Raw genomic sequence first — 24,757 nt, 5'->3', positions numbered from 1 at the left:
GGCGCCCTGCCCGCCAGTTCGGCGCTGCCCGCGACCGTCCCGGCCGTCGCCGCGGCCCTCCACCCCGTGGAACCGGCCGAACAGGTCACCACCGAGCAGCGCACGGCCGAGACCCGCACCGACCAGGCCGACGCGGCCCCTGCCCAGCGCCCCACCGGACGCGACACCGCGCCGGACGGCACCGTCCGCGACACCACAGCCGGCTCCGCGCCGAACACCCGGCCGAACACCGCCCCCGACACCTCGCACAGGGCGCCGAGGGTCCAGCAGGACCCGAACGCCCCCACGACCACCGAGCAGACGGTCGCCGCCCCGCCCCGTACGGACACGACCGCGCCACCCCCCGCCCGCCAGGTCAACGGCGACCGGCCGGCCGACGTGATCGTCCCGCCTGCCCGGCCGCACGACCTGCCGGGCCTCCCCGCCCAGGACCACGTGCCCGCGCCGAGGACCGAGAGTCCCCGCACGCAGACCCCGGACGCCCGCCCGCCCGCGCAACCCGAGCGCGTCCCCGCCCAGAACGGGCACGCACCCCGGCAGGACACGGCCGCGCGGGTGCGGCCGGTGCCGGCCGGGCCTGAGCTGGGTGTGGCGGGGCCGTCCGAGCGGGTGGCGAACCTGCTCAGCCAGGACGGCGCGTACGAGCCGATCAGCCTCCACGCCTGGTCGAGCGCCGACGAGGCGGTCGTGCGCCGGCTGGCGGACACGATGACCACGCCGACGAAGGACCTGCTGGCCGCGGCCCGCAAGCAGCACCTGGCGGAGGCGCTCGGCGACCCTCAGATGGTCCTGGTGCACTACGAGTTCCAGATTCCCGGCAACAAGGGACGGAACTGGGACGTCCTCCCCGGCGACGACCTGCCGGCGTTCACGCGGAGCTCGGGCGTGGTGACCGGGCGCCGGATCCTGCGCGAGGTGCCGGCCGCGTCGCCTGAGGCGGTCACCGTCGTACGCGGGCTGGGCGTCGAGGAGCTGATGAGGTCCTGGGGCCGCGGCGCCGGCCAGCTGCTCCCTGCGCGGCTGGCGATGAACCTGGCCGCGGTGGACGCGTTCGGCCTGCAAGGGGTCCTCGACCTCGAGGCGTACGGCGGGCCCTCCAGGAGCCAGACGGGCGCCAGGGACTACGCCCGCCACGGCGAGGCGCTGCGCGACTTCCTGCGCACCCAGTACGAGCAGACGCAGGCGGAGCTGAGCCGGCACGGCATCGAGGAGCTCGTGCTCTACCGCGGCGTGGTCTTCGACGAGGTGCGCCGCATGCCGACCTTGGCGGCGGCCTCGACCGGGGACGTGGTGCCGGTCCCGCCCGGCCTGCCGCTGCAGTCGTGGACGGCGCTGCCGGGCGTGGCCAAGCGGTACACGGGCCTGGGCGACGGTGCCGTCATGGCGGCCGTGGTCCCGGCGTCCCGGGTGCTGGCGACCCCGTGGACGGGGCTGGGCCAGCTGCCGCTGCACGAGGTCGTGGTGATGGCGGGGCCGGGCGACGTCACGGTGCTGCGGCCGACGCACGTCGTCCCGGCCGACCCGGAGCTCGCCGGCCTGCCGCGCGGCCTGGGTACGAGGGGGGCGGGCGACGCGTACACGGAGTGCGCCCAGGGGCACCAGCACTGGGGCACCGAGGAGGGGGCGGCCGGGCTGCTGCCGTACCACCGCGGGCCAGGCGGCGAGGTGCACGTGCTCATGCAGCTGCGCTCGCTGGAGACGCACCACGGCGGGCTGTGGGGGCCGGTCGGCGAGACGCGCGACCGCGGCGAGACGCCCGTCGCCGCGGCGTTGCGCGGGGCGGGCGAGGAGGTGCGGCTGAACCTGGACGACGTCCGGGTGCGCTCGGTCCACCACGACGACCACGGCGGCTGGGCGTACGACACGGTGATCGCCGAGCTGCCCCACAGGGCCGAGGCGTGGCCGGCCTCCCCCGTGTCCCTCGACGTGAGATGGGTGCCGTTGCGCGAGGTGGCGCAGCTGAACCTGCACCCTGACTTCGCCGCGTCCTGGCCGGAGGTCCGTACGGCGCTGGAACGCGTCGTCGCCGAGGACGCCCCGGTCTCCACGGCCGCCGCACCGGCGGCGAGCAGGCCGCACCCGGGGCCCGCGCCCGCGCCGCCGCACGGTGCCTGGGGCCCGGAGCTCAGCGACGGGTTCTCACCGATCGCCGACCCGCGTCCGCGCAACTTCGCCGAGGCGGCGGCCATCGTCCACCGCTGGAACCCGGACGGCACGCGCGGCGTCCCCGACGCCCCGCCCGGCACCGACAGGACCGGCTCCGGCAACACCGCCGGCGACCTGCTCGACGTCCCTTCGCGCGTCGAGCGGCTGCTCAACGGCCAGGCCGATGACACCCCCGCCCATCTGGATCCCGCCCTGGTCGCAAGTGGCCGGGAGCTCATGCGGCGTATGTACGTGGAGAACCGGGACGACGCGACGGCGGCGACCATAGGCGCGATGGGGAGGATTCTCGGAACGGACGAGCCGAACCGGGCCATCCAGGGCCTGGCTGAACAATTCTTCGACAGCATCCTGGCCGTCGATCCGCTGGTCGCGCTCTACCGGGACGCCCAGCGGCAGGGCATGGCGCCCGAAACGGCCCGCGACGAGGCCGAGCTGGCCGACGTGCTCGACCGCGCCTACCCCGCCGACCGTCACCGCTGGCTCGGGCACCAGTACGACTACCTGATGCCGTCCGCGACGCTGGAGCAGGCACGCGCGGCCGGACTCCTGGCCGAGATGATGGGAACGCCGGAGAGCGGAGCCGTCAACAGGGCGTTCATCGACCCCGTGCGCCAGAGATACAGCATGAGCGATCTCGAGGAGCTGTATCCGATCGTGCGGGCCGCACAGGCCGAGGGCCTCCTGCCGCCGGCGACGCCCGGGCCCGGGGGCTTCCACGACGCTCTACGCCGGTTCCACCAGGAGGACCCCGCGCGGTGGTACGGCCTGCAGGGCCAGGTGAGGTATGACCTGCCGCACCTGGACGGCCCCGCGAGCCGCATGCTCGGCGCCCTGATCGGTCTCGTCCCGCACGCGCCCCAGGGACCGCGAGCCGAGACGATGCCGTTGCAGGAGCTGGCCCGCCAGACCGGCCAGGCGGGCTCGGTCGAGCATCTGCTCCGCCTGGCTCTGGACGCCCAGGAGCACGGCGCTGACGTGGCCGGCACGTCGGACGTCACCGACCTGACCGAGATGCTGACAGCCCATCGGCAGCGTGATCCCTACCTTTGGGACGGCCTGCGGCTCGTGACCGAGCACGGCCTGCCGCTCACGCGGGACGGCGAGGTACGTGCCGTGGCCAGGCTCGCGGAGCTCGCGGGCCCGCACCCGACGACGCCGATCTGGCGCTTCGATCCGCTGCGCCGGCTGGCCGACGAGACCGGTTCCGGATACGACGTGGCGGACCTGGCGGCACGCGCGACCGAGGCCGCGCGGAACGGGTTCGACCTGTTCGGCCCGGTCGACCGCCATGACGTGGTCGACGCGCTGAGCCGGCCGGACCCGCTCATGCCGCCCGGCCCCCGTGCGGACGCGCCCGGCCTGCACGGCATGTCACCCGCGGACGTACGGGAGGCCAGGAACGCCGCGGCGGCCCAGCACGCTCGGGCATATGAGGATCACCTCGGCGATCAGGGAATGCGCGGCCACATAGAGCCGGGCTCCGACCTGGATCGGGCGCTCACTCCGACGGTCCGGGAGTACATCGACTCGTTGCAGGCCCGGGTCGAGGCGTGGCGGCGCTGGCCGGATGCACCGGAGGTGTCGTTCACGCAGGACTTTTCCGCTTACCTGCGGGCGTACGAGGCGGCGGTGCGGCGCGCGGGCAGCGACGAACCGGTGATCCCTTTCATGTACGACGACGCCACCGCAGGGCTGGGTGCCCGCGGCGGCGGGCGCGGGTTCGGTTTGGAGATCGAGTTCGTGCTGCCCGGCTTCAGCGGCCGGGCCGATCTGGAGAACATCGCCCGGGACCTGCACGCCGCCGGTCTGACCGTTGACGGCGATGTGCACGCGTATCACGCGTCCTCCCGGGCCGGATACCACTCGGGTGAGAGGGGCGGGCGCGGTCTGTGGCGGCTGGAGCTCGACAGGTCGGTATCCGGCGAGTTGGTCTCACCGATCCTGTACGACGAGCCCGCGACGTGGATGAACATCCTCCTGGCCTGCGAGATCATCCGCGGCTGGGGCGGCAGCGCCACGGTCAACACCGGCGGGCACGTGCACGTGAGCACCCGTGATTACGATCACCACCTGGCGAACTACGTCAGCGTGGCCGAATACGTCAAGCACCATGGCGACACGCTCTACCGGCTCGGACACAACCCGGTGTCGGAGAGCCACCGGGGCCAGGCGTGGTGCCGGTTCGACGCACTGCCTGCCCGCGGCTACACCTCGATCGGCGCGGTGCGCCAGGATCACGCCCACCACTCGGCCGTGAACATGAGCGGGATGACCGAGGACACGAAGGGCCATGTCGAGTTCCGCATGTGGGACGGCTCGCTCGACCCGGCCGTCATCCAGGCGCAGGTCAAGGTGTCGCTGGCCGTAGTGGAGGCCGCGTTCCGCACGGCGGCGCTGGACCTGCCGCCGAACGCGGGCGTCCACGAGGAGCCCGGGACTCACGCCGGGCTGCGCTCCTTGGGCTCCGCACCCGACCTCACCGAGGCGGGCAGCCTGTCCTTCCGCATGCTGATGGACGAGATCTTCTGGCGCACCGCTGACAAGGAGCAGCTCACCGCCTTGTTCGCGGCGACGCGCTGGCCCGAGCGCTGGAAGCCGCCGCCGCTCCCGGAGGTCCGGGTATGAGCGTGATCGTGCGGAACGTCTCCAGCGCGCGGCAGCTGCCGGCCGCGCCGCGCCACGCCGACGGCACGCCGTACCTCTACGAGATGATCCATGCCGCCGGCGCCCTGCGCGGTTACGCCGACGAGCCGGCCGAGCTGGTCGCGATGCTCATCCCCGGCTACGGCGAGCTGGGCGATGACAGCGAGCGGGCGGTGGCGCGGATCCGTCTCGCGCTGGACGTGCAGGTGCGGTTGCAGGCGGAGCTGGCGGCAGGACGGCTGGGCGAGTGCGGGCCTGAGGAACGCGCGGTGCTGCTGGCCGGCCGGCACGAGCCGCCCGCGCCCGCGGAGTGGACGGCGCCGGTGCCGCTCGTGCTGATCACGTCCTGCTACCGGCCCGAGGGAACGTTGCCGCGGCCGTCGGGCCCCGAGGAGCTGCAGATCTGGCTCGACCCGGCCGACGACTGGACGCTGCTCACCAGCTTGCACGCGGCGGGCGTGGTCACGGTGGGAGCCCGCTCGACGGCCTGACCGCGCGCCCCAAGGCTCAGGCGGCGTTGGGCGGGGTGCCGGCCACCATGGGCAGGGCCCGGTCGAGGCCGGTGATGCGCAGCAGCCGCGACATGAACGGCCGGGGCGAGGCCAGGGCCAGGGTGATGCCCATCGGGCGGGCGCGCTGCTGCACGTCGACCAGGACGGCCAGCCCGGCGGCGTCGCAGAACGACACCTCGGACAGGTCGAGCACGAGCAGGCTGGTGCTGTAGTGCAGCGCGCTCAGCAGCTGCTCGCGCAGGTCCGCGCTGGTGAACAGGTCGATCTCGCCATAGAGGCGCAGGATGGTCGGCTGCCCGGGGCCCGCCACGCCGAGCGGGGCGGTGTCGATGACCTTCATGAGAACTCCCCCCTCGGCCAGCCAGGACATGGGCGTCGCTCCTGGTCAGCGCCACCGGTGAGTCGGACTGGGGCGACGCCGGCGGGAGGCGCCGGCGCCCGAAAGTCCTCGGTCATCCCAATGTATCCCGCTGCTTTCCCGATGCCGTTCCAGCCAAGGAATCCAGGCGGAGGGCTGCAGGAAATTTGACGAAAGGGCTGGCCTGAACGGGTGTGACGCCGCCCGTGGCGGCTGGATGAAAGTTTCACGGCGCATTGACAGGGGGAAAGCGCTTTCCTACGGTGGCGCTACTCACGGACACGGACGTGGTCACTCATGTGAGCGGCGCGCACTCGCTGGGGGGAATCCGGCGTGCGGGTCATCCCGTACGCGCCGGACCAGCAAGGATCCGGCTGCCGACAGCAGCCCGGCATCGACGACGAAGATGGGACGAGCATGAGACGAGCAGTCGTGTTACGCGTCGGCGCGGCACTCGCCGCGGCGGTCACGGCCGCGGCGGCCGGGGCGGCCGGGGCGATGTCGCAGGCGTCGGCCGCACCGGCCGCCGCAGCCGCCGCAGCCGCCGCGGCCGGCAACGCCACCGGCTTCGCCTCCGCCAACGGCGGGACCACCGGCGGCGCGGGCGGCCAGACCGTACGCGCCACCACGGGCACCGCGATCCACCAGGCCCTCTGCAACCGGACCAGCAGCAGCACCCCGATCACCATCCAGGTCGAGGGCACGATCAACCACGGCAACACCAGCAAGGTGTCCGGCAACAGCTGCAACACCGCGGCCGGCGTGATCGAGCTCAAGCAGATCAGCAACGTCACGATCATCGGGGTCGGCAACGGCGCCGTCTTCGACCAGCTCGGCATCCACATCCGCGAGGCGAGCAACATCATCATCCAGAACGTCACGGTCAGGAACGTCAAGAAGTCGGGCTCGCCCACCTCCAACGGCGGCGACGCGATCGGCATGGAGAGCGACGTCCGCAACGTGTGGGTCGACCACGTCACGCTGGAGGCGTCGGGCGGCGAGTCGGAGGGCTTCGACGGCCTGTTCGACATGAAGGACAACACGCAGTACGTGACGCTGTCGTACAGCATCCTGCGCAACTCTGGCCGCGGCGGGCTGATCGGCTCCAGCGAGAGCGACCGCTCCAACGGGAACGTCACCTTCCACCACAACCTGTACGACAACATCGACTCGCGTACGCCCCTGCTGCGCGGCGGCATCGCCCACATGTACAACAACCACTACCGGAGCCTGCACGAGTCCGGCATCAACTCCCGGGCCGGCGGCCGGGCGAAGGTGGACAACAACTACTTCGAGGACTCCAAGGACGTCCTCGGCACCTTCTACACCGACGAGGCCGGTTACTGGCAGGTCAGCGGCAACATCTTCGACAACGTGACCTGGGGCGGCCGCGACGACGAGCACAACCCGGCCGGCCCCAACCCGCAGTCCAACACCAGCGTGAGCGTCCCCTACCCCTACCCCCTCGACGGCGCGAGCTGCGTGCCCGACATCGTGAACAGGACGGCGGGCGCCAACAAGGGCCTGCAGGTGTCGAACGGCGACTGCACCCCGACCAACCCGCCGACGGACCCGACCGACCCGCCCACCGACCCCACGGACCCGCCCACTGACCCGCCCACTGACCCGCCCAGCGGCACGAACCTCAGCCTCGGCGCGGGCTCCGACGGCTCCAGCAAGGCCGGTGGCACGAGCTACGGCAACGTGCGTGACGGGAACATGAGCACGTACTGGTCGCCGTCCGGCTCGACCGGCGACATCTCGATCAAGTGGGGCTCGGCGACGACGGTCGGCCGGGTCGTGATCCGCGAGGCGTCCGGCGCGACGGGCGCGATCGGGTCGTGGCAGCTGCTCAACGCCGACAACGGGGCCGTGCTGAAGTCCGGCACCGGGGCGGGCACGATCAGCTTCACGCCGACGTCGCTGAAGAAGGTGACGTTCCGGATCACCGGCTCGAACGGCACCCCCAGGGTCGCCGAGTACGAGACCTACGCCTCCTGACCGGGAGCCGCCGCGCCGCCCCTTGGTCAGGCGGCGCGGCGGCGACGCCGGGGATCGGCGAGGACGGCCGCGCCGTAGCTCGCGTCGTGCGGGTTGACGTCGGTGCCGGGCGCCACGACCTGGTCGATCCGGTCGAGCACGTCGGACGTCAGCACGACGTCCGCGGCCTGGAGCTGGTCGTGCAGATGCTCCGCGGTACGCGGGCCGATGATCGCCGCGGTGACCGCCGGGTGCGTGGTGACGAACGCCAGGGCGAGCTGGATCAGCGTCAGGCCGGCCTCGTCGGCGACGCCGGCCAGCGCTGTGGCGGCGTCGAGCTTGGCCTGGTTGGCGGGGACGGACAGGTCGTAGTGCGCGAGGGTGTGACCGAACGGCATCGTCCGGGTGCGGTGGCTGGACGCCTGCGCCGCGTCCCGCCGCCACCGCCCGGTCAGCCAGCCTCCGGCCAGCGGACTCCAGGCGAGCACTCCCATCCGGTACGTCTCGCAGGTCGGCAGCACGTCGGCCTCGACGCCCCGGACGAGCAGCGAGTACGGCGGCTGCTCGCAGACGAACCGCTCACGGCCCCGCCGCTCGGCCGTCCACTGCGCCTGGACGACGGCCGACGGCGTGAACGTCGACGATCCGGCGTAGCGGATCTTGCCGGCCCGGACGAGGTTGGTGAGCGCGCCGAGCGTCTCGTCGATGTCGGTGGCCGGGTCGGGCCGGTGCACCTGGTAGAGGTCGATGTGGTCGGTGCCGAGACGGCGCAGGCTCTCCTCGCAGGCCCGGATGATCCAGCGCCGGGACGCGCCGCGCTCGTTGCGTCCCGGCCCCATGGGGCTGGACACCTTGGTCGCCAGGACGACGTCGTCGCGCCGCCCGGCGATCGCCTTGCCGACGATGACCTCGGACTCGCCGTCCGAGTAGACGTCGGCGGTGTCGATGAGGTTGACGCCGGCGTCGAGTGCCGTACGGATGACGCCGATCGAGGCGTCGTGGTCGGGATTGCCCCACCGGCCGAACATCATCGCGCCCAGGCACAGCGTACTGACCTGCACTCCTGTGCTTCCGAGGGTGCGGTAGCGCATGGCGGGACCGCCTTTCTTGGTCGAGTGATGGCACGGCGGGGCGTCTGCTACCGTCGCGGATAAGCGGAGTCGGGTCCGCTTATCCGGAGACTAAGCGGACCCGGCTCCACATAGCAACTCGGAAGAAGGACGACTCCATGCCTGAGTCCGGCCGGCCGATGCGGGCCGACGCGCGGGCCAACGAGGACAAGCTGCTCGCCGCGGCGGCCTCGGCCTTCGCGCGCGACGGCGCCGCCGCCACCCTGAAGCAGATCGCGAGGGACGCCGGCGTCGGGATCGCCACCCTCTACCGGCGCTTCCCCACCCGCGAACTGCTGGTCGACGCCACCTACCGCTATGAGACGGCCAGGCTGGCCGACCGCCCCGCCGCCCTGCTCGCCGAGCTGCCGGCCGACCGTGCCCTGCGGGCGTGGATGTCGGAGGTCCTCGACTACCTGGTCACCAAGCAGGGCATGGCCGACACGCTCAAGATGCTGCTGCGCGGCGACGCGGAGCTCGGCTCGCAGACCCGCGAGCAGCTCACGGCCGCGGTCGAGGAGTTGCGCCGCGCCGGGACCGATCAGGGGGTGCTGCGGGAGGACGTACCGGCGGGCGACATCCTCATGGCGCTGGCCGGCGTCACTCTCGCGGCCGGCGACCCCCGTCAGCGGGAGCAGGCGGAGCGCCTGCTCGACCTGCTGATGGACGGTCTCGCCCCTTGACCAGGCGGCGGCCGACGAGCTGCATGGGGAGCTCGATGCAGCGGTGGCTGAGCCAGCTGAGCGGCAGGAGCAGCGCCAGGAAGAGCACGCCCGCGCCGAGCTGGGCCGCCGCCGGCGCACCGCGCAGCTCCCCCACCACCCGCATGAGGATCAGCAGCAGCGGCAGGTGCACGAGGTAGAGGGAGTAGCTGATCGTGCCGAGCCAGGTGAGCGCGGCGGGCAGCGTACGGGACCGGCAGGCCATGGCGGCGGCGAACGTGAGCACGGCCAGCAGGATCGTCAGGCCCCACACCTTCGGCTGCACCCACCACCAGCCGGCGTTGCGCGCCCACAGCGGCAGCGCGGCGACCAGCAGGCCGGTGGCGGCGACCGGCCAGAGCGGGCCCGCGCCGCGTTCCCACCGGTGCACGGCCGTGCCGGCGAACATCACCGCCAGGATCGCCGCACCGAACCAGGGGACGCGGCTGCTCAGCAGCACCAGCGCGAGCGCCATCACGCCCAGCGCGCAGGCCGCCACCGTACGGCCCCACCCCGACACCACGCACGCGAGCCCGACGGCGAACAGCCCGAACGTCACCCAGGACAGCCACCCGCCCGACAGCGGCGGCACGATCATGGCGAGCCCCGCGACCAGCCCGAGCACCGCGAACAGGCCGGGCAGCAGCCCCCACCTGTCCCGCACGCCCGCCGTGAACAGCGCGGCGGCCAGCAGGTAGAACACCATCTCGTACGACAGCGTCCACATGGTGTTCAGCACGCCCGCGGTGCCCACGGCGTCCATGAGCATGGTGGCGTGCGCGGCCACGGAGGACAGGTCGCGCGGCACCTCGGCCCGAACGGGGATCCACCAGGCGAGCACGAGCACCAGCGCGATCATGGCCAGATAGAGCGGATAGAGCCGGAAGAACCGGCCGATCCAGAAGGCCCGCACGTCACCGTGCCGCTCCAGCGAGGCGGGGATGATGTAGCCGCTGACCAGGAAGAACACCAGCACGCCGTAGACGCCGAGATTGAATGCGGTGGGCCGCAGCCACGGCATGGCCCAGGTGCACAGGTGCTCCCCCACCACCGCGAGAGCGCCGAGCCCCCGCAGGGCGTCCAGCCAGGCGAGCCGGGCGGGGGCCGCTGACGCGGTGCGAGAGGTGACGGATAAAGCAGGGGACATGAGGATCAAAGTATCGGAACCGCCGCTCTGTCGTATGCGGCGTCGTCCCGATCGTCTTGTTGGTGAGTGAACGCGCGACAGGAGGGTCGATCGTGAAGTATGTACTGATGTTCGTGGAGACCGAGGAGTTCGCCAAGGAGCTGGAGGCCATGGACGAGGTGGAGCAGCGAGCCGCGTACGAGGCGGTGGGGCGGTGGTTCGCCGATCACGCTGACAAGATCACCCACCACGCGCACCTGGCGCCCGCCCACACCGCGACCACCGTACGGGTGGACCGCCCCGAGCCCGTGATCACGGACGGGCCGTTCGTGGAGGGCAAGGAGGTCGTGAGCGGGTTCGCGGAGGTCGAGGTGGCGGACTTGGACGAGGCGCTGGCGCTGGCCCGCGCGTGGCCCGCCTGCCCGATCGTGGAGATCCGCCCCCTCACATGAACCCGCACCACCAGGAGCCGGCCGCGCGGCAAGTGCCGGCCGCGGGCCCGAACCGGCAGAAGCCGGTCGCCCAGCAGCACCGGCAGGGGTCGGCCGCGGAGCGGGGACGGCAGGTGACGGGCACGGACGCGAGTGGGGAGGTGCTGGCCGGGGTCGTGCGTGAGCATGCCGGCCGGCTGGCCGCCTCGCTGGTGTCGCTGCTCGGCGACTTCTCCGCCGCCGAGGACCTGGTCCAGGACGCGGTGGAGACCGCGCTGCGCCGCTGGCCCGAGGAGGGCGTACCGGAACGGCCCGAGGCGTGGCTGTTCACGGTCGCCCGGCGACGCGGCCTGGACGTGCTGCGCCGCGAGTCGAACCTGCGGTCCAAGCTGGCCCGCCTCACCTGGCCCGGCCCCGCCCCGGGTGACGACCGGCTGCGGCTGATCTTCACCTGCTGCCACCCGGCCCTTTCGCGGGCCGCGCAGATCGCGCTGACGCTGCGGGTGGTGTGCGGGCTGTCGATGGCGCAGATCGCGGCGGCGTTCCTGGTGCCGGAGCCCACGGTCGCGCAGCGCGTCACCCGCGCCAAGCGCAAGATCGGCGAGGCCGGCATCCCGTACCGGATGCCCTCGGCAGAAGAGCTGCCCCAGCGCCTCGACGACGTGCTGGCAGTGATCTATCTGCTGTTCAACGAGGGCTACCTGGCCAGCACCGCCGACCGGGCGCAGGCGGCCGACCTGGTGGCGGAGGCCGAGTGGCTGGCGGCGCTGCTGGTGGGCCTGATGCCGAAGGAGCCGGAGGCGGCCGGCCTGCTGGCGCTGATCCGCCTGCACCGGGCGCGCGGCGCGGCCAGGTTCGACGACCGGGACAACCTGGTCCTGCTCCCCGACCAGGACCGCTCGCTCTGGGACCACACCGCCATCGCCGAGGCCACCACCCTCCTGACGCGGGCGGCCCGCGCACACCGGCGGCCGGGCCCGTACCAGGTGCAGGCCGCGATCGTGGCCTGCCACGCCGAGGCCGCGACCTTCGCCGACACCGACTGGCCCCAGATCCTCGTCCTCTACGACCTGCTCCTGCACCTGTCCCCCTCCCCCGTCACCCGCCTGCACCGGGCAGTCGCCGTACGCCACGTCCACGGCCCGCGAGCAGCGCTTGAGGAGCTGAAGAACCTGGCCGGCCCCCTGGACCGCTACCCGCTCTTCCACGCGACGCGGGCGGAGCTCCTACGCGCCACCGGCCACCGCACCGAGGCCAGGGACGCCGACGAGCAAGCCCTGCGCCTGACCACCAACCCCGCCCAGCAGGCCCTGCTGGAACAGCGGCTCACCTGGGACTGACGGCGTCGCGCACCTCCCGCGGTGAGCAGGCCACGGCCTCCCCGTCGAGGGTGGCGGCGGTGGCCTGGGGCAGGTGAACGAGGAGGTCGTACGCGGTGAGGGGGTTCACGGGGACGTAGGCGGTGCCCATGCGCTGGGTCCGCGCGGCCAGGACCGCGTCCGTCGGCGGGAGGCGGCGCAGGTCGATGACGTGGGGGCCGTCGTGGGCGGCGTGCATGACGGCGTCCAGGCTGCCCGGCTCCGGCGCCTCCAGCGGCGCGAACAGGTCGCCGGCCAGGAACGCCGCGCCGTCGGGGTTGAGCGTCTGCCCGGTGCCCGAAGTGGTGCCGATGACCAGGTAGCCGGCGCCCAGCCGGTCGGCCAGGTGCAGGCCGAGCGGGGTGGCCGGCTCCATGCCGGGCAGGACGACCGGGCCGCGCTGGACGTGGGAGTTGTGGGCGGCCAGCACGATCCGGTCCTCCCGGCGCAGGATCCACTCGACAGTCCCGGCGATGGCGGCGTCACGTACGTCCACCACGCTCTGCTGGTCACCCACGGTCATGCCGCGGAAGACCTGGTCCAGGGCGAGCAGGTGGTGCACGGACCTGCGGGCGCACGCGTACGCCTCGGCGGTGGTGCGGCGCACATGCTCCAGGCGCCGGCTCCCCACGCGGGAGGCGAGTGCGGCCAGGCCGGCGGTCAGCGCGTCCTTTCTCTCGGGTGCGAGCCGCGCGTAGGCGGCCATGGCGGCGGGAGCGCTGAACGCGGACGTCGCCGCGCAGCCCGCGGCCGTCTCCCTGAGCGCCGGATCGGGACGGAAGCCGGGATCGGCCAGGGCGAGGTAGGCGAGCACCGCGTCGAGCGCGGGCAGCAGGGAGGCGTTGTGGCCGCCTAGATCGATGCCGTAGAAGCCGGCGGGGCGGGCGGCGGTGGCGTTGTGGCGGCGCAGCCACTCCAGGTGGGCGCGCGTCTCCCGCCACAGGCCCATGAGCGAGGTGAGGCCGTACGCCATGACCTCGGCCGGCCGGTCCTCGGCGCCGCGCACCCACGCGTCGGCTCGCCGGCTCTCGGTGAACCCGGTCTCCATGGCGTACGCGGTGAACCCGTGCCGCTCGACCAGACAGCGGACGAGGCGGTGGCGCAACTGGGCGAACTCGCGGGTGTAGTGGGAGCTCTCGCCGACGGCGATGACGCGGGCGTCGCCGATGGCGTCGTTCACCCAGGTCAGGTCGTCGAGCGGCGCGCGGGGGTCCAGCGTGCGGAGGGGGATCACAGCCAAAGCACCTTTCATTCCCATTTTTGGGAACATTATCAAATGTGGGAACATTGGCCGGTGGACACGCTCGAGTTGATCCTGCATCCCGTCCGACTGCGCGTCATGTGGGCCCTGTCGGGCGGGCGCACCCGCACCACGTCCGACCTGTGCGAAAGGTTGCCTGACGTGCCCAAGACCACCCTCTACCGGCACATCGCCCTGCTCGCCGACGCCGGCCTGCTGGAGGTCGCCGGCGAGCACCGCGTACGCGGCACCGTCGAACGCCACTACCGCCTGCGCCAGGACGCCACCCGCATCGACGCGGACGCGATGTCCCTGGAGGATCACCGCCACGGGTTCGCGGCGGCGACGGCCGCGCTCATAGCCGAGTTCGGCGCCTACCTCTCCAGCCACGGAGCCGACCCGGCCAGGGACGGGGTCGGCTACCGCCATGCGACGCTGTGGCTCACCCCGGACGAGATGACCGACTTGGCGGACGAGGTACGGCGGTCACTCGTGGCACGCGCAGGCAACGGCCCGGGCGGAGGGCGAAGGCCGTACCTGTTCAGCCCCATCTTCTTCCCGTCCGGCGAAGGGACACCGTGAGCGGCACGTGCCGCCCGCGAGGAGAGCCGGCGCATCGCGGCCGGGTTCGCGCTGGACGACACGGTGCCGTCGGAGCAGCCCGGCCCGCGTGTCGCCGCGGCGGTAGCCCCATTCGGCCAGGGGCTGCGACATGCGCACCCGTTCGGCGCTGTCGAGGGAAGACGCAACGCCCGAGCCAGGCGTACTCCTCCGGCAGGAGCACCGTGCGGCCCGCCCGCAGCGGGGCCAGCGCGGCGGCCACGCCGCCCAGCCCGCAGCCGACCACGACCGCGTCTGCCTTCAACTCGACCACGTGAGGGGTTACCTTCCGATCAGCGTGGAGCCCTCGATCAGCTCGCAGGGCAGGAGCTCCTGGGGGGCGCCGCCGGTCTCGAGCACCTTGGTCAGCAGCTCGACGGCCCTGCGGCCCATCTCGCGGCGGGGAATGAGGAAGCCGGCGAAGTCGATGTCGGTGTGGACGGGGCGGGTGGCCGAGCCGAGCGTGACCACGGACAGGTCTTCGGGGACCGCGAGTCCGCGTTCGGCCGCCGCCCGCATGAAGACGACCGCGTCGGCCTGCTCCTCGAAGAAGGCGGCGGTGGCCTCGGTGGCGCGTACGGCGTCGAGGAGCCCGGGCCGGTCAGGGCGCACCCGGACGGACTCCACGCCGAGGCCGGTGACCGCGGCCAGGAAGCCGGTGAAGCGGTCGGCCGTGGACTCGGCGCCCTCCCCCGTGCCGACGTAGACGAGCCTGCGGTGGCCCAGCCGCGCCGCCCGCTCCACCAGCGCGCAGGTCGCGGCCGGGTAGTCGGCGCCCACGTACGGCACCGGCCCGCCCGCGTCGTCGCGGCGGCCGACGGACACGAACGGGATCTGGTCGGCGATGAGCCTGGCCAGGTCGTCGCGGTCGACCGTACGGCCGAGCAGCACGCACCCGTCGGCGAGCCGGACCCGGCTGTCCTCATGGAAGATGCGCCGCCGGCCGGAGACCCGGGCGCTGGTGAAGAGCAGCAGGTCGCAGCCGGCCTCCTCGGCGCACTCCTCGATGCCGACGAGGAACGGATGGTAGAAGTCGGCGCTGGTGGCGGGGAAGACCGCCTCGTAGGTGAAGACGCCGAGGATGCGGTTGCGCCCTTCGGCGAGCCGGCGGGCGGCGGGGTCGGCGATGTAGCCGGTCTCCCTGATCACCCGCAGCACCCGCTCGCGGGTCTCGAGCGAGATGCGCACTCCGTTGCCCGCGCGGTTGTTGAGCACCAGTGACACGGTGGTCTGGCTCACGCCCGCCATGCGGGCGATGTCCTGCTGGGTCAGGCGGCGGGCCACGGTCGTACTCCTCGGGTCATGCCCATGAGCGCCGAGTCTGGGACCTCACTGATCACCACGTCAAGAGGTGATATCCCAGTAATAATCCGTATTAGCGGATTTTTCCGGTAAGCAAGCCGATCCCTCGTGGGTGCCCATCCCGTGGAAGGGAAGGACGGTGTACAGATCAAGGAGGCATTCATGGCGCAGGTACCGCTCCCCCTGGCGGAGGTCCTCACGGCGGCGGAGAACGCCGCTCCCGTCGAGTCGATCGCCGTTGTGGCCGCGGACCTGCGGGAGCGGTTCAAGACGTCGAGCGTGTCGTTCCTCTTCCTCGATCTGGTGGGCCGGCAGGTGGTGCGCGTCACCGAGACCACCGCCGCGCGCCGGGGCCGCGACGCCGAGCACATCCCTCTCGCGGGCAGCCCGTACGAGGAGGCGCTGCGCACTCAGCGGCTGACGCTGATGCCTGAGGACGACGCGTACCGGGTGATCGCGCCCGTCACCAACCGCGGCGACGCCATCGGCCTGCTGGAGCTGACCCTGCCCGAGGCCGGGCTCGAGGTCCTGGAGCAGGTCAGCCAGGCCGCCCACGCGCTGGCCTACATCGTCGTCACCGACCGCCGCTTCACCGACCTCTACCTCTGGGGCCAGCGCACCAGGGCGGTCAACCTGGCCGCGGAGATCCAGCAGCAGCTCCTGCCGTCCTCCCCCACCTGCGAGGCGGCGCAGTTCGTGCTGGCGGCCGTGCTGGTGCCGGCCGACAGCGTGGGCGGCGACAGCTACGACTACACGCTCGACCACGACACGCTCCACCTGTCGATCACCGACGCGATGGGCCATGAGGTGGACTCCGCGCTCATGGCCACGCTGATCGTCAGCGCCTCCCGCAAGGCGCGCCGCGCCTCCCTCAGCCTGGCCGAGCAGGCCCGCCACACGCACGAGGCCCTGCTGGAGCACATGCCGGGCGCCCTCACCACCGGCCAGTTGCTGCGCCTGTCTCTGGGGGACGGCCGGCTGCGGCTCGTCAACGCCGGCCACCCGTGGCCGCTGCTGCTGCGCGACGGCGAGGTGGAGGAGGTGACGCTGGAGATCGACCCGCCGTTCGGCTTCCCCTTTCCCGTCGAGCATCGCGTTCAGGACCTCGCGCTGCGTCCCGGCGACCGCCTGGTCCTGCACACCGACGGCATGCAGGAACGCGCGGCGGAGAAGCTCGACCTGCCCGCGCTCATCCGCGCCACGGGCGACGACCATCCGCGCGAGGTGGTGCGGACGCTGGCCGCCACGGTGTCCGAGCTCTGCGGCGGGCATCTGCAGGACGACGCGAGCGTCATATGCCTGGACTGGCACGGCCCTGACGACCAGACCCGGCACACGCACGCCGGGGCCGACGTCCGTACGGAACGCCGATGAGCCCGGCCGGCACAGGCAGGGGCAGGCCGGGCTCATCGCGGGGAGCAGGACGTCAGCAGACGATGAAGATGCTCTTCCAGCCCACCGGGGTGCGCTGCTCGGCGTTCCTGTTGGAGGCGAGCGTGAAGTGGGCGACGCCCTGGGCGTTGGGCTGGTTGTACATGCGTCCGCTCTGGCCGTCGCCGTACCACTTGTACGAGCCGTGGTAGGGGATGTTGGACACGCCGCACCGGTCGATGACGACGCTCCTGCCGGTGAAGCCGGGGCCCTCGTAGGCGACGTACTGGGAGGCGTAGGCGGCGCCCGCGCCGCCCACGACGATGGCGGCGGTGAACGCGGAGGTGACGATGAACTTCCTCATGGAGACCCTTCCTTTCGATTACCGAAAGTAAGAGTAAGACTACTGTACGTGTTCATCCAAGAGGTTTTCCAGCTGGGACACGGGCGGCACCTGCGGCCCGCCCCGCGTGGTCAGCCGTCGCGCCGGGGGTTTCGCCAGGACGGCAGACTGTACGGAGGGCGCCCCTACCCCTGATCTTCGCCGCAAACCCCGGCGGGCAGGCGGATCGTGAAGATCGAGCCCCGGCCCGGCGTGCTGGTGGCGGTGAGCGTGCCGCCGTGGGCCTCGACGAGCTTGCGGGCGATGGGCAGGCCGAGGCCGCTGCCGCCGGTGCGGCGGTTGCGCGACTTCTCGACCCGCCAGAAGCGCTCGAAGACCAGGGGCAGGTCGTCGGGCGCGATGCCGGTGCCGGTGTCGGCGACGTCGATGAGGAGGTGGTCGCCGTCGCGGCGGGCGTGCAGGGTGACGGCGCCGCCGTGCGGGGTGTGGCGGACGGCGTTGGACACCAGGTTGCCCGCCGCCTGGCGGAGCCGTACGGGGTCGGCGAAAGCCCGGAGGTCACCGTCCGCGCGGGTGCGCAGCGTGACGCCCGCCTGCTCCGCGCCGGCCCGGTGCGCGGTCGCGACCTGGGCCAGCAGGTCGGCCACCTCGACCGGCTCGCGACGCAGCCGCAGCTCGCCCGCCTCGGCCATGGCGAGGTCCTGCAGGTCGTCGATGATGTGCTGGAGCAGCAGGGCCTCCTCCAGCAGCGAGGAGATCAGCTCCCTGTCGGGGGCGACGACGCCGTCCTCCGTCGCCTCCAGCCAGCCCCTGATCGTGCTGAGCGGGGTGCGCAGCTCGTGGGCGACGTCGCTGACCATGGCCTTGCGCAGGTGTTCGAGCTGCTCGCGGCGCTCGGCCATGGCGTTGAACGCGGCCGCGAGGTGGGCGATCTCGTCCCGTCCCTTGACCTCGACGCGCGGCGCCCCGCCCTGCTCCGTACGGCGGACGGCCTCGGTCAGCTCGCGCAGCGGCCGGCTCAGCCTGGTGCCGGCGATCACGGTGGCGGTCACCGTGAACAGCAGCACCAGCGCGGCCACGCCGGCGATGCGGGCCTGGTTGGCGGGCGACAGGTCGAACCCGGTGGACACGCCGCCGCCGCGGCTGCTGATGAACAGCAGGGCGGGCGGGGCGACGTACGGGCCGAGTTGCTCGCGTCGGGCGGCGGCGAGGCAGGTGGAGACGGTGCCGCTGGTGCTCGCCGTCGTGCGCGGCGCGCCGGGCGCGACGGGGGCGGGCTCGCGGGTCCAGGTGAAGTCCGGGTTGACGCGCACGGCGGGCTCGCCCTTGCGTTTCAGGCAGGTGCCGGTGAGTTTCTCCAGCGCCGCGAGTGCCCGGCGTTCGGTGGTCGTCGGCTGCTCCAGGACGGGGCTGGGGCACCGGGTCTCGGGGTACGGCTGCGCGCCGCCGGTGGTGAGCGCCGGGCGTCCGTTGGGGGTCTCGGTGACCTGGGCGTCCACGCCGAACGTACGCCGCAGGCACAGCGCGCGCCGCTGGGCCGTCGCGCGCAGGTCGTCCCGCTCCTTGCGGGTCAGCCGGTACGGCCCCACGGCGCGCGGGTCGATGTGGCCCGGCGTCGCGTCCGCCGACAGCGGGTCGACGACCGCGGAAGGGCGGCTGGGCAGGGCGGCGGTGCGCGGCTCGGCGTCCGAGTCCAGGAGCGGGGTGCGCTGCTCGGTGGTGAGCGTGATGCGGCGGCCGGTGTCGGCGGCCAGCCGGCGCACGAGGTCGCCGGCGGCGTCCCAGTCGTGGTGCGTGGCGGCGTAGCCGAGCAGGGTGTCGTAGACGCGGGCGTCGTCGGCGAGCGCCCGTCCCTGCTCCTGCCGGATCGCCACGGTGGTGCTGCGCGCGGTCAGCCAGGCGGTCGCCGCGATCGAGCCGATCGACACCAGGACGGACACGGCGAGCAGCCGTACCAGCAGGCTGCGGCGCAGCGGCACCTCACGACGCATCGCACGGGTCCATGGTGGGTTCCGCGGCCAGCTTGTAGCCGACGCCGTAGACGGTGAGCAGGCGTACGGGGCGGCGCGGGGCGGGCTCGATCTTCCTGCGCAGGTTCATCACGTGGACGTCCACGGTCCTGGAGGTGATGTAACGGTCGAAGCCGTGCAGGTGGCTGAGGATCTGCTCGCGGGTGAACACCTGGCCCGGGTGGGCGGCCAGCAGTTCCAGCACCTGGAACTCGCCGGGGGTGCAGTCGACGCGGGCGCCGTCCACGGTGACCTCGTGCCTGGCGGGGTCCACGACGAGCGTCCCGGCGCGCAGCACGGGGGTGCGGTCCTGCCCGGTGCGGGCCGCTCGCCGCAGCAGCGTGCGGACGCGGGCGACCAGCTCGCGCGGGCTGTAGGGCTTGGTCATGTAGTCGTCGGCGCCGAGGTCGAGGCCGAGCAGCAGGTCGTCCTCGGTGGCGCGGGCGGTCAGCATGAGGACCGGGACGTCCGACTCGGCGCGCAGGATGCGGCACACGTCCAGGCCGTCCACCTTGGGCATCATCACGTCGAGCACGAGCAGGTCGGGGGTCCGCGTACGGGCTTCGTCCAGCGCGGCGCGGCCGTCGTGCACGGTGGCGACGGCGTGGCCCTCCCGTTCGAGATAGCGGCGGATCAGCTCCGCCTGCTTCACGTCATCCTCGGCCACCAGGACGTATGCACCCATAGTGGGCGATCGTAGGCGGGCCGGCGGGCTGCCTCCCCACCGGATCCCGGTTCCTCATGCGAGCACTAAAGGTTCCTGACAAGTTCCTGACATCGGGGAACCATCCTGCTGCGGCATGAGAACCTTCCGTGATCGCCGCGACGCGGCGGCGCTCGCCGTCGCCGCGCTCTCCTGCGGCCTCCTGACCGCCTGCGGCGCCGCCTCGGCCGCCACCGGCCCGGCGAACGCCCCCTCCCCCGCTCCGGCTCCCGCGACCGCCAAGGCGAGTGCCGCCCCCGCCCCTGCGGCCTCCCCGAAGGAGCGGCGGCCGCAGCTCCGCCTGGACAGCACCGCCGCCGAGATCCGCAAATATCGCCTCGCCTACGCCGCCTGCCTCAAGGAGCACGGCATGCCGAGCAAGGGCCCGTGGAACGACCGGGCGGAGCGGGCCGCGCGCCAGGCGTGCAAGAGCAAGGAGCCGCTGCTGCCGCCCGAGCTCAGCCCCAAGACGAACCCGCACTACGCCAAGAGCGTCAGGAAGGAGGTCGCCTGCCTGAAGGCGCACGGCTTCGACGTGCACCTGACCCCTGCCCCCGGCTCTGACCCGAACGCGATCGGCTGGCGGTACGGCAGCGTCCCCGGCGACGACGTGGACATCGAGAAGATCCAGAACGACTGCCGCGTGAAGGCGTTCGGCGGCGGTCGCGACCTCGCACCCGCCCCCATGTGATCCCCGGCCCCCGCCCTCTCAGGGGCGGGGGCAGACCCCGCCCCTGAGGGGACAGATGCGGAAGACGGGGTGGCGCTCCTCGATGCGGCGGAAGGCCGCGATCGGCGCCCTCGGACCCAGGCCGACGTGGGGGCGGGCGCCGGGGGCGACGGCGACGTACCGGCGCAGGATCTCGGCGCGCCGCCCGACCGGCACCTCGCGCAGGACGACCGGTTGCTCGCGGCCCCTGCGGCGCAGCACGGCCACGCCGCCGGCGGCGCGCACGTTGCGCACCCAGCTCGCCTCGGGCCCGAGCATCGAGACGAGGAACTCCCCGCCGCCGTGGCGGGCGACCGCGACGGGGACGGACGTGACGGCCCCGCTGCGCCGCCCCGCCACCTTCAGCACGGCGGCCTGGCGCGGCGGCCACCACCCGGCCCCGTACGCGAGGGCGTCGAGCCTGTTCACGAGCCGCATGAACGCGTTGGGCCGGCCGCCCCGGTACATCGCCCGCTTGAGCGCCCCGGCCGCCCGCGCCAGACGCGTACCGGTCATCGCGCCTTTCTCCACAACGCGACCGCCGCGGCCCCCGGTACGCACGGCAGCACCAGCAGCCAGCCGAGCAGCGGCGCCAGGCCGACGTCGCCCGAGGTGTCCTTGATGGTCAGCGCGGCGACCGCGACGAGGATCGCGCTCACCAGCAGCCCGCCGGCCAGCCAGGGCACCCATCGCTTGCCGGCGCGGACCGCCCAGACCGTGCCCAGCCAGCCCGCCAGCCCCAGCAGGCCGACGGCGCCGAGGATGATCAGGTACGCGCTGACGGCGGCGTCTATCTCGCCGGGCGCGTAGGAGGGGTAGCCGGCGCTGACGTGGCCGGCGAGCACGGCCCTGTCCACGAACGGGAACAGGGCGGCGCCGGCGGTGAGCGCCGCGCCGGTGTACAGCAGCGCCGTGACGGCCCGGCCGCGTGACGTGGTCATGACGTGACCCCTTTCAGAAAGTGACTGTCTGGAGAGAGTGACTGTAAGCAGCGTTCATCCAGACAGTCAATTCCTTGAGACAGTGACTTGCTGATACGGTGGCCGCCATGAGCGGGCTTCGCGAGCGCTGGCGGCTCAAGGCCATGCGCGCCATCCAGGAACGTGCCCTCGACCTGTTCGACGAGCGTGGTTTCGCCGCCGTCACCATCGAGGAGATCGCCGCGGCCGCCGAGGTCTCGCCGTCGTCGGTCTACCGGATCTTCGGCACGAAGGAGGGCATCGTGGTCACCGACATCGAGTTCGACGCCATGAGCCCCGAGGCGCTCGCCGGGATCTTCGACCCGGCCGATCCCGTCGGCAGCCTGGTGCAGGCCGTGCGCGCGTACGAGGCCCCGCCGGGCGACGGCCCGCCGGCCGGCAAGGGCCCGTGGCGGCGGGTCCGCTACTTCTTCGCCGAGCCGTCCGTCCGCATGGCCGTCTGCGCCACCCTCGACCGGGCCGGGCAGCGCCTCACGCCGATCATCGCCGAGCGGGGCGGGGTCAACGAGACACAGGCCCGGGTGATCGCCAACGCCCTCGCGTTCGGCTACTTCGCCGCGCTGGAGCAGTGGCACCTCGACGGCGGCAAGCGCCCCATCGCCGCGTACGTCGAGGACGGCCTGCGCCCCCTGCGCGGCGTGCTCGACACTTCTTCACATCAGTGAGAAAAGCCGCGAACCATCTCACCCCGGCGCGGCACGCCGCTCGACGAGGACGGCCCCTCGACCGGCTGAACGCCGGGGTCAGGAGCGGACGACGGCGACCGGGCAGGACGCGTGGTGCAGCACGCTCCTGCTGACCGAGCCGAGCAGCGCCGAGCCGAGCGCGCCGCGGCCCTGTGAGCCGACGGCCAGCAGGTCCGCCTGCCGGGACGCGGCGACGAGCGCGTCCACCGGATGCGCGCTGCGCATGTCCTCGACGACCGTCACCTGCGGGTGGGCGTCCTTGAGCCGCTTCACCCGGTCACGCACGACCTGGTGCTGCGCGGTACGCACCTCGTCCAGGTCGTACGCGGCCTCGGGGGCGAGAAGGTGCCCGGGCAGCTGCCAGGCGTGGACGGCTCTGAGCGTGGCGCCGCGCAGGGCGGCCTGCTCGAAGGCGTAGGCCAGGGCGGGCTCGCACTCCGGCGAGTCGTCCACTCCTGCGACGACCTCGCCGCGCTCCTGCCGCTGTTCGTGGTCGCGCACCACGACGACGGGGCAGCGGACGTGCCCGGCGAGGCCGTCGCTGACCGAGCCGAGCAGCGCGCCGGAGAACCCGCCGAGGCCCCGGCTGCCGACGACCAGCGCGGCCGCGTCCTCGGCCTGGTCGCGCAGGACGGCGGCAGGCCTGCCCTCCGCCTCCCGCGCGTCCACCTCGACGGACGGCCGGCGCTCGCGGGCCAGGGCCGCCGCCTCCTCCAGCGCCCGCCGTCCCTCGCGCAGCACCGTCTCGGACAGCGCCTTGCCGGGGCGGGCGCCGACGAGGTACCACGAGGTGTCGGCCGCGTGTACGAGCCGCAGCGGTGTACCCCTGCGGTAGGCGTCGTCCGCGGCCCATTCGACGGCCGCGCGGGAGGCGACCGAGCCGTCCACACCAACGATGATCATTCGTCCTCCTTCGGTCACCTCCCATCGCACCTCAATCACGCCCGGGATGACAGGGCCCAACGGCCCGCGGTCAAGGACCGATCAGAAGTCGTCGGGGGTGCGGATGCGGTCACGGATCCAGACGCCGGCCTCCTTGAGCCTGCTCGTCCCGGCGAACGGGCCGTTCGGGCAGGTGCCGGTGGTGAAGACCGCGCCCGTACGGAAGTCGTCGGAGAAGTTCCAGTTCACCCAGCTGATCTTCTTCTGGGCCAGCAGGTCGAGGTACTGCTGGGACCTGGAGAAGTTGTTCGCCCCGTCGCCGGAGGCGCTCTGCGTGCCGAACTCCGTCACGAAGATGGGCAGGCGGTCGGCGGCGCGGGAGAGGGTGTTCAGGTAGTCGGTGCCGTGCGTGGCCGCGTAGAAGTGGAACGTGTACATGATGTTGGACGCGTTCACCGGGTTGTTGACGATCTCGCTCTCGTTCGCGCCGGCCGAGACGCCGAGCGACGACCACGCGCGGGTGCCGACGAGGATCGGCGCGTCCGGGTCCTGCTGCCTGATCACCGGGATGAGCTGGTGGGCGTAGTCACGGATGACGTTCCAGGTGACGGCGTCGCCGTTCGGCTCGTTCGCGATCTCGTAGAGCACGTTCTTCTTGCCGTTGTGGCGCTGGGCGACCTCCGTGAAGAACGTCTTCGCGCGGCCCAGGTTGTACATGGGGTCGCCGGGGTCGAGCATGTGCCAGTCGACGATCGCGTACATGCCGCGGGCCGTGGCCGACTCGATCAGTGCATGCACCCGGTCGGTGAACAGGCGGGGGTTGGTCTCGTACCCGTCCTCCTGGATGTACATCGAGATGCGCAGCACGTCGGCCTTCCAGTCGCCGGCCAGCGCGTCGAGCGAGGCGTCGTTGAGGCACTGCGGGTACCACTGGATGCCATGGCTGCTCATGCCGCGCAGCTGGATCTGCTTGCCGTGCTCGTTGCAGAGCTTGATGCCGCACACGTGCAGCCGGCCGTTGGCCTGGACCGGGGTGCCGCCGCCTCCGCCACCGGTGGGAGCGCCGTACACCTCCAGCTCCCACAGCGAGTAGCCCCAGGGGGTGCCGCGTTGCGTGCCGTAGACGCGGACGTAGCGGCCGGTGCCGCTGACCGTGAGGTCGTCGGTCCCGCCGTCGCCCGTCGTGGTGGCGTAGACGTCGCTCCAGCTGGATCCGTCGGGCGAGGTCTGGATCCGGTACGCGGTGGCGTGGGCGGTCTCCCAGACCAGGCGTACCCGGGAGATCGTGTGCGCCTGACCGAGGTCGACCCGGATCCACTGCGGGTCCGCGCCCTCGGCGCTGGCCCACCGTGTGGCGGTGCTGCCGTCCACCGCCTTGGCCGGCTCCAGGCCGGTGGCCTCGACGGAGGAGGCCGTCGCGGTCTTGCCCTGCGACACCAGGGGGTCGGCCGCCGTCGCCGCGCCCGACGGCGCTGAGAGCGGCAGCGTCAGCGCGGCCAGGACCGCGACGATGCCCGCACGTGCGCTTCTCCTCACGAACGTCTCCGT

At 72.7% G+C, this 24,757-nt stretch carries 23 protein-coding genes; 10 read left to right on the top strand and 13 right to left on the bottom strand.

The genetic code is table 11. The features are described 5' to 3' along the window. The first annotated feature begins 66 nt into the window (after positions 1 to 66). Both AB0K12_RS41660 and AB0K12_RS41655 read left to right on the top strand, forming a co-directional pair. A complete protein-coding gene (locus AB0K12_RS41660) occupies positions 67 to 4,791 on the top strand; it encodes an NUDIX domain-containing protein (protein ID WP_364573602.1) in 4,725 nt (1,574 codons plus the stop codon). Continuing rightward, entirely contained in the window at positions 4,788 to 5,300 is a 513-nt protein-coding gene (locus AB0K12_RS41655; RefSeq protein WP_364573600.1) for a hypothetical protein, read from the top strand. The genes AB0K12_RS41660 and AB0K12_RS41655 overlap by 4 nt, the downstream gene beginning before the upstream one ends. A 16-nt stretch (positions 5,301 to 5,316) precedes the next feature. On the opposite strand, the gene AB0K12_RS41650 is transcribed toward AB0K12_RS41655, so the two are convergent. Beyond that, the gene (locus AB0K12_RS41650; RefSeq protein ID WP_364573598.1) at positions 5,317 to 5,661 is read right to left on the bottom strand and encodes an STAS domain-containing protein; all 345 of its coding nucleotides are present in this window, start codon (positions 5,659 to 5,661) and stop codon (positions 5,317 to 5,319) included. Between the two features lie 435 nt (positions 5,662 to 6,096). Here AB0K12_RS41650 and AB0K12_RS41645 point away from each other — a divergent pair, with 435 nt between their 5' ends. Further along, a complete protein-coding gene (locus tag AB0K12_RS41645) occupies positions 6,097 to 7,680 on the top strand; it encodes a pectate lyase (RefSeq protein ID WP_364573596.1) in 1,584 nt (527 codons plus the stop codon). A 26-nt stretch (positions 7,681 to 7,706) separates the two neighbouring features. Here AB0K12_RS41645 and AB0K12_RS41640 read toward each other — a convergent pair whose 3' ends face one another. Beyond that, a complete protein-coding gene (locus tag AB0K12_RS41640) occupies positions 7,707 to 8,750 on the bottom strand; it encodes an aldo/keto reductase (RefSeq protein WP_364573594.1) in 1,044 nt (347 codons plus the stop codon). Positions 8,751 to 8,887: 137 nt separating this feature from the next. Between AB0K12_RS41640 and AB0K12_RS41635 the strand changes: the two genes are divergently transcribed. Beyond that, positions 8,888 to 9,451, top strand: a complete 564-nt coding sequence (locus AB0K12_RS41635) for a TetR family transcriptional regulator (RefSeq protein WP_364573592.1) — start codon at positions 8,888 to 8,890, stop codon at positions 9,449 to 9,451. On the opposite strand, the gene AB0K12_RS41630 is transcribed toward AB0K12_RS41635, so the two are convergent. Then, a complete protein-coding gene (locus tag AB0K12_RS41630; protein WP_364573590.1) occupies positions 9,369 to 10,616 on the bottom strand; it encodes an acyltransferase in 1,248 nt (415 codons plus the stop codon). The two genes, AB0K12_RS41635 and AB0K12_RS41630, sit on opposite strands and share 83 nt — an antisense overlap. Positions 10,617 to 10,708: 92 nt before the next feature. Between AB0K12_RS41630 and AB0K12_RS41625 the strand changes: the two genes are divergently transcribed. Together AB0K12_RS41625 and AB0K12_RS41620 are read left to right on the top strand one after the other, a co-directional pair. Beyond that, a complete protein-coding gene (locus AB0K12_RS41625) occupies positions 10,709 to 11,047 on the top strand; it encodes a YciI family protein (protein WP_364573588.1) in 339 nt (112 codons plus the stop codon). Next, positions 11,044 to 12,366 (top strand): DUF6596 domain-containing protein, encoded by a 1,323-nt coding sequence (locus tag AB0K12_RS41620; RefSeq protein ID WP_364573587.1) that lies wholly within the window; start codon positions 11,044 to 11,046, stop codon positions 12,364 to 12,366. The genes AB0K12_RS41625 and AB0K12_RS41620 overlap by 4 nt, the downstream gene beginning before the upstream one ends. Here the strand turns inward: AB0K12_RS41620 and AB0K12_RS41615 are convergent. After that, the gene (locus AB0K12_RS41615; protein ID WP_364573585.1) at positions 12,353 to 13,618 is read right to left on the bottom strand and encodes an erythromycin esterase family protein; all 1,266 of its coding nucleotides are present in this window, start codon (positions 13,616 to 13,618) and stop codon (positions 12,353 to 12,355) included. The genes AB0K12_RS41620 and AB0K12_RS41615 overlap by 14 nt on opposite strands. 60 nt (positions 13,619 to 13,678) lie before the next feature. Here AB0K12_RS41615 and AB0K12_RS41610 point away from each other — a divergent pair, with 60 nt between their 5' ends. Beyond that, entirely contained in the window at positions 13,679 to 14,206 is a 528-nt protein-coding gene (locus AB0K12_RS41610) for a helix-turn-helix domain-containing protein (RefSeq protein WP_364573583.1), read from the top strand. Here the strand turns inward: AB0K12_RS41610 and AB0K12_RS41605 are convergent. Next, positions 14,166 to 14,471, bottom strand: a complete 306-nt coding sequence (locus AB0K12_RS41605; RefSeq protein WP_364573608.1) for a hypothetical protein — start codon at positions 14,469 to 14,471, stop codon at positions 14,166 to 14,168. The two genes, AB0K12_RS41610 and AB0K12_RS41605, sit on opposite strands and share 41 nt — an antisense overlap. 35 nt (positions 14,472 to 14,506) lie before the next feature. Beyond that, complete coding sequence (locus AB0K12_RS41600) at positions 14,507 to 15,508, bottom strand: LacI family DNA-binding transcriptional regulator (protein WP_364573581.1); 1,002 nt, start codon at positions 15,506 to 15,508, stop codon at positions 14,507 to 14,509. 180 nt (positions 15,509 to 15,688) lie between these two features. Here AB0K12_RS41600 and AB0K12_RS41595 point away from each other — a divergent pair, with 180 nt between their 5' ends. Continuing rightward, complete coding sequence (locus AB0K12_RS41595) at positions 15,689 to 16,900, top strand: PP2C family protein-serine/threonine phosphatase (RefSeq protein WP_364573579.1); 1,212 nt, start codon at positions 15,689 to 15,691, stop codon at positions 16,898 to 16,900. 52 nt (positions 16,901 to 16,952) lie between these two features. Here the strand turns inward: AB0K12_RS41595 and AB0K12_RS41590 are convergent, their stop codons facing one another. The 3 genes from AB0K12_RS41590 to AB0K12_RS41580 all read right to left on the bottom strand — a co-directional run bounded on the left by AB0K12_RS41590 (position 16,953) and on the right by AB0K12_RS41580 (position 19,934). Further along, positions 16,953 to 17,261 carry a MiAMP1 family antimicrobial peptide gene (locus AB0K12_RS41590; RefSeq protein ID WP_355426191.1) on the bottom strand — a complete coding sequence of 103 codons (309 nt, stop codon included), beginning with the start codon at positions 17,259 to 17,261 and terminating at the stop codon, positions 16,953 to 16,955. Positions 17,262 to 17,425: 164 nt separating this feature from the next. Further along, on the bottom strand, positions 17,426 to 19,231 hold the full coding sequence (locus tag AB0K12_RS41585) for an ATP-binding protein (protein WP_364573576.1): 1,806 nt from the start codon (positions 19,229 to 19,231) through the stop codon (positions 17,426 to 17,428). Beyond that, positions 19,221 to 19,934, bottom strand: coding sequence for a response regulator transcription factor (locus AB0K12_RS41580; RefSeq protein ID WP_364573574.1), 714 nt, complete (start codon positions 19,932 to 19,934; stop codon positions 19,221 to 19,223). Before AB0K12_RS41580 ends, AB0K12_RS41585 begins: the two co-directional genes overlap by 11 nt. Positions 19,935 to 20,049: 115 nt before the next feature. On the opposite strand from AB0K12_RS41580, the gene AB0K12_RS41575 reads away from it, so the two are divergent. Further along, a complete protein-coding gene (locus tag AB0K12_RS41575) occupies positions 20,050 to 20,643 on the top strand; it encodes a hypothetical protein (protein ID WP_364573572.1) in 594 nt (197 codons plus the stop codon). An 18-nt stretch (positions 20,644 to 20,661) separates the two neighbouring features. Here the strand turns inward: AB0K12_RS41575 and AB0K12_RS41570 are convergent, their stop codons facing one another. Together AB0K12_RS41570 and AB0K12_RS41565 are read right to left on the bottom strand one after the other, a co-directional pair. Beyond that, complete coding sequence (locus tag AB0K12_RS41570; protein WP_364573570.1) at positions 20,662 to 21,177, bottom strand: nitroreductase family deazaflavin-dependent oxidoreductase; 516 nt, start codon at positions 21,175 to 21,177, stop codon at positions 20,662 to 20,664. After that, on the bottom strand, positions 21,174 to 21,602 hold the full coding sequence (locus AB0K12_RS41565) for a hypothetical protein (RefSeq protein WP_364573568.1): 429 nt from the start codon (positions 21,600 to 21,602) through the stop codon (positions 21,174 to 21,176). Before AB0K12_RS41565 ends, AB0K12_RS41570 begins: the two co-directional genes overlap by 4 nt. Positions 21,603 to 21,709: 107 nt before the next feature. Between AB0K12_RS41565 and AB0K12_RS41560 the strand changes: the two genes are divergently transcribed. Continuing rightward, positions 21,710 to 22,306 carry a helix-turn-helix domain-containing protein gene (locus tag AB0K12_RS41560; RefSeq protein WP_364573566.1) on the top strand — a complete coding sequence of 199 codons (597 nt, stop codon included), beginning with the start codon at positions 21,710 to 21,712 and terminating at the stop codon, positions 22,304 to 22,306. A 78-nt stretch (positions 22,307 to 22,384) separates the two neighbouring features. Here AB0K12_RS41560 and AB0K12_RS41555 read toward each other — a convergent pair whose 3' ends face one another. Next, entirely contained in the window at positions 22,385 to 23,230 is an 846-nt protein-coding gene (locus AB0K12_RS41555; protein WP_364573564.1) for a universal stress protein, read from the bottom strand. An 81-nt stretch (positions 23,231 to 23,311) separates the two neighbouring features. Continuing rightward, on the bottom strand, positions 23,312 to 24,745 hold the full coding sequence (locus tag AB0K12_RS41550; protein ID WP_364573562.1) for a cellulase family glycosylhydrolase: 1,434 nt from the start codon (positions 24,743 to 24,745) through the stop codon (positions 23,312 to 23,314). Between the last annotated feature and the right edge of the window lie 12 nt (positions 24,746 to 24,757).

This window comes from Nonomuraea sp. NPDC049419 (assembly GCF_040676995.1).
In the GTDB taxonomy this organism is placed as follows: Bacteria; Actinomycetota; Actinomycetes; order Streptosporangiales; family Streptosporangiaceae; genus Nonomuraea; species Nonomuraea salmonea.
This window is presented reverse-complemented; position numbering and strand designations above follow the sequence as displayed.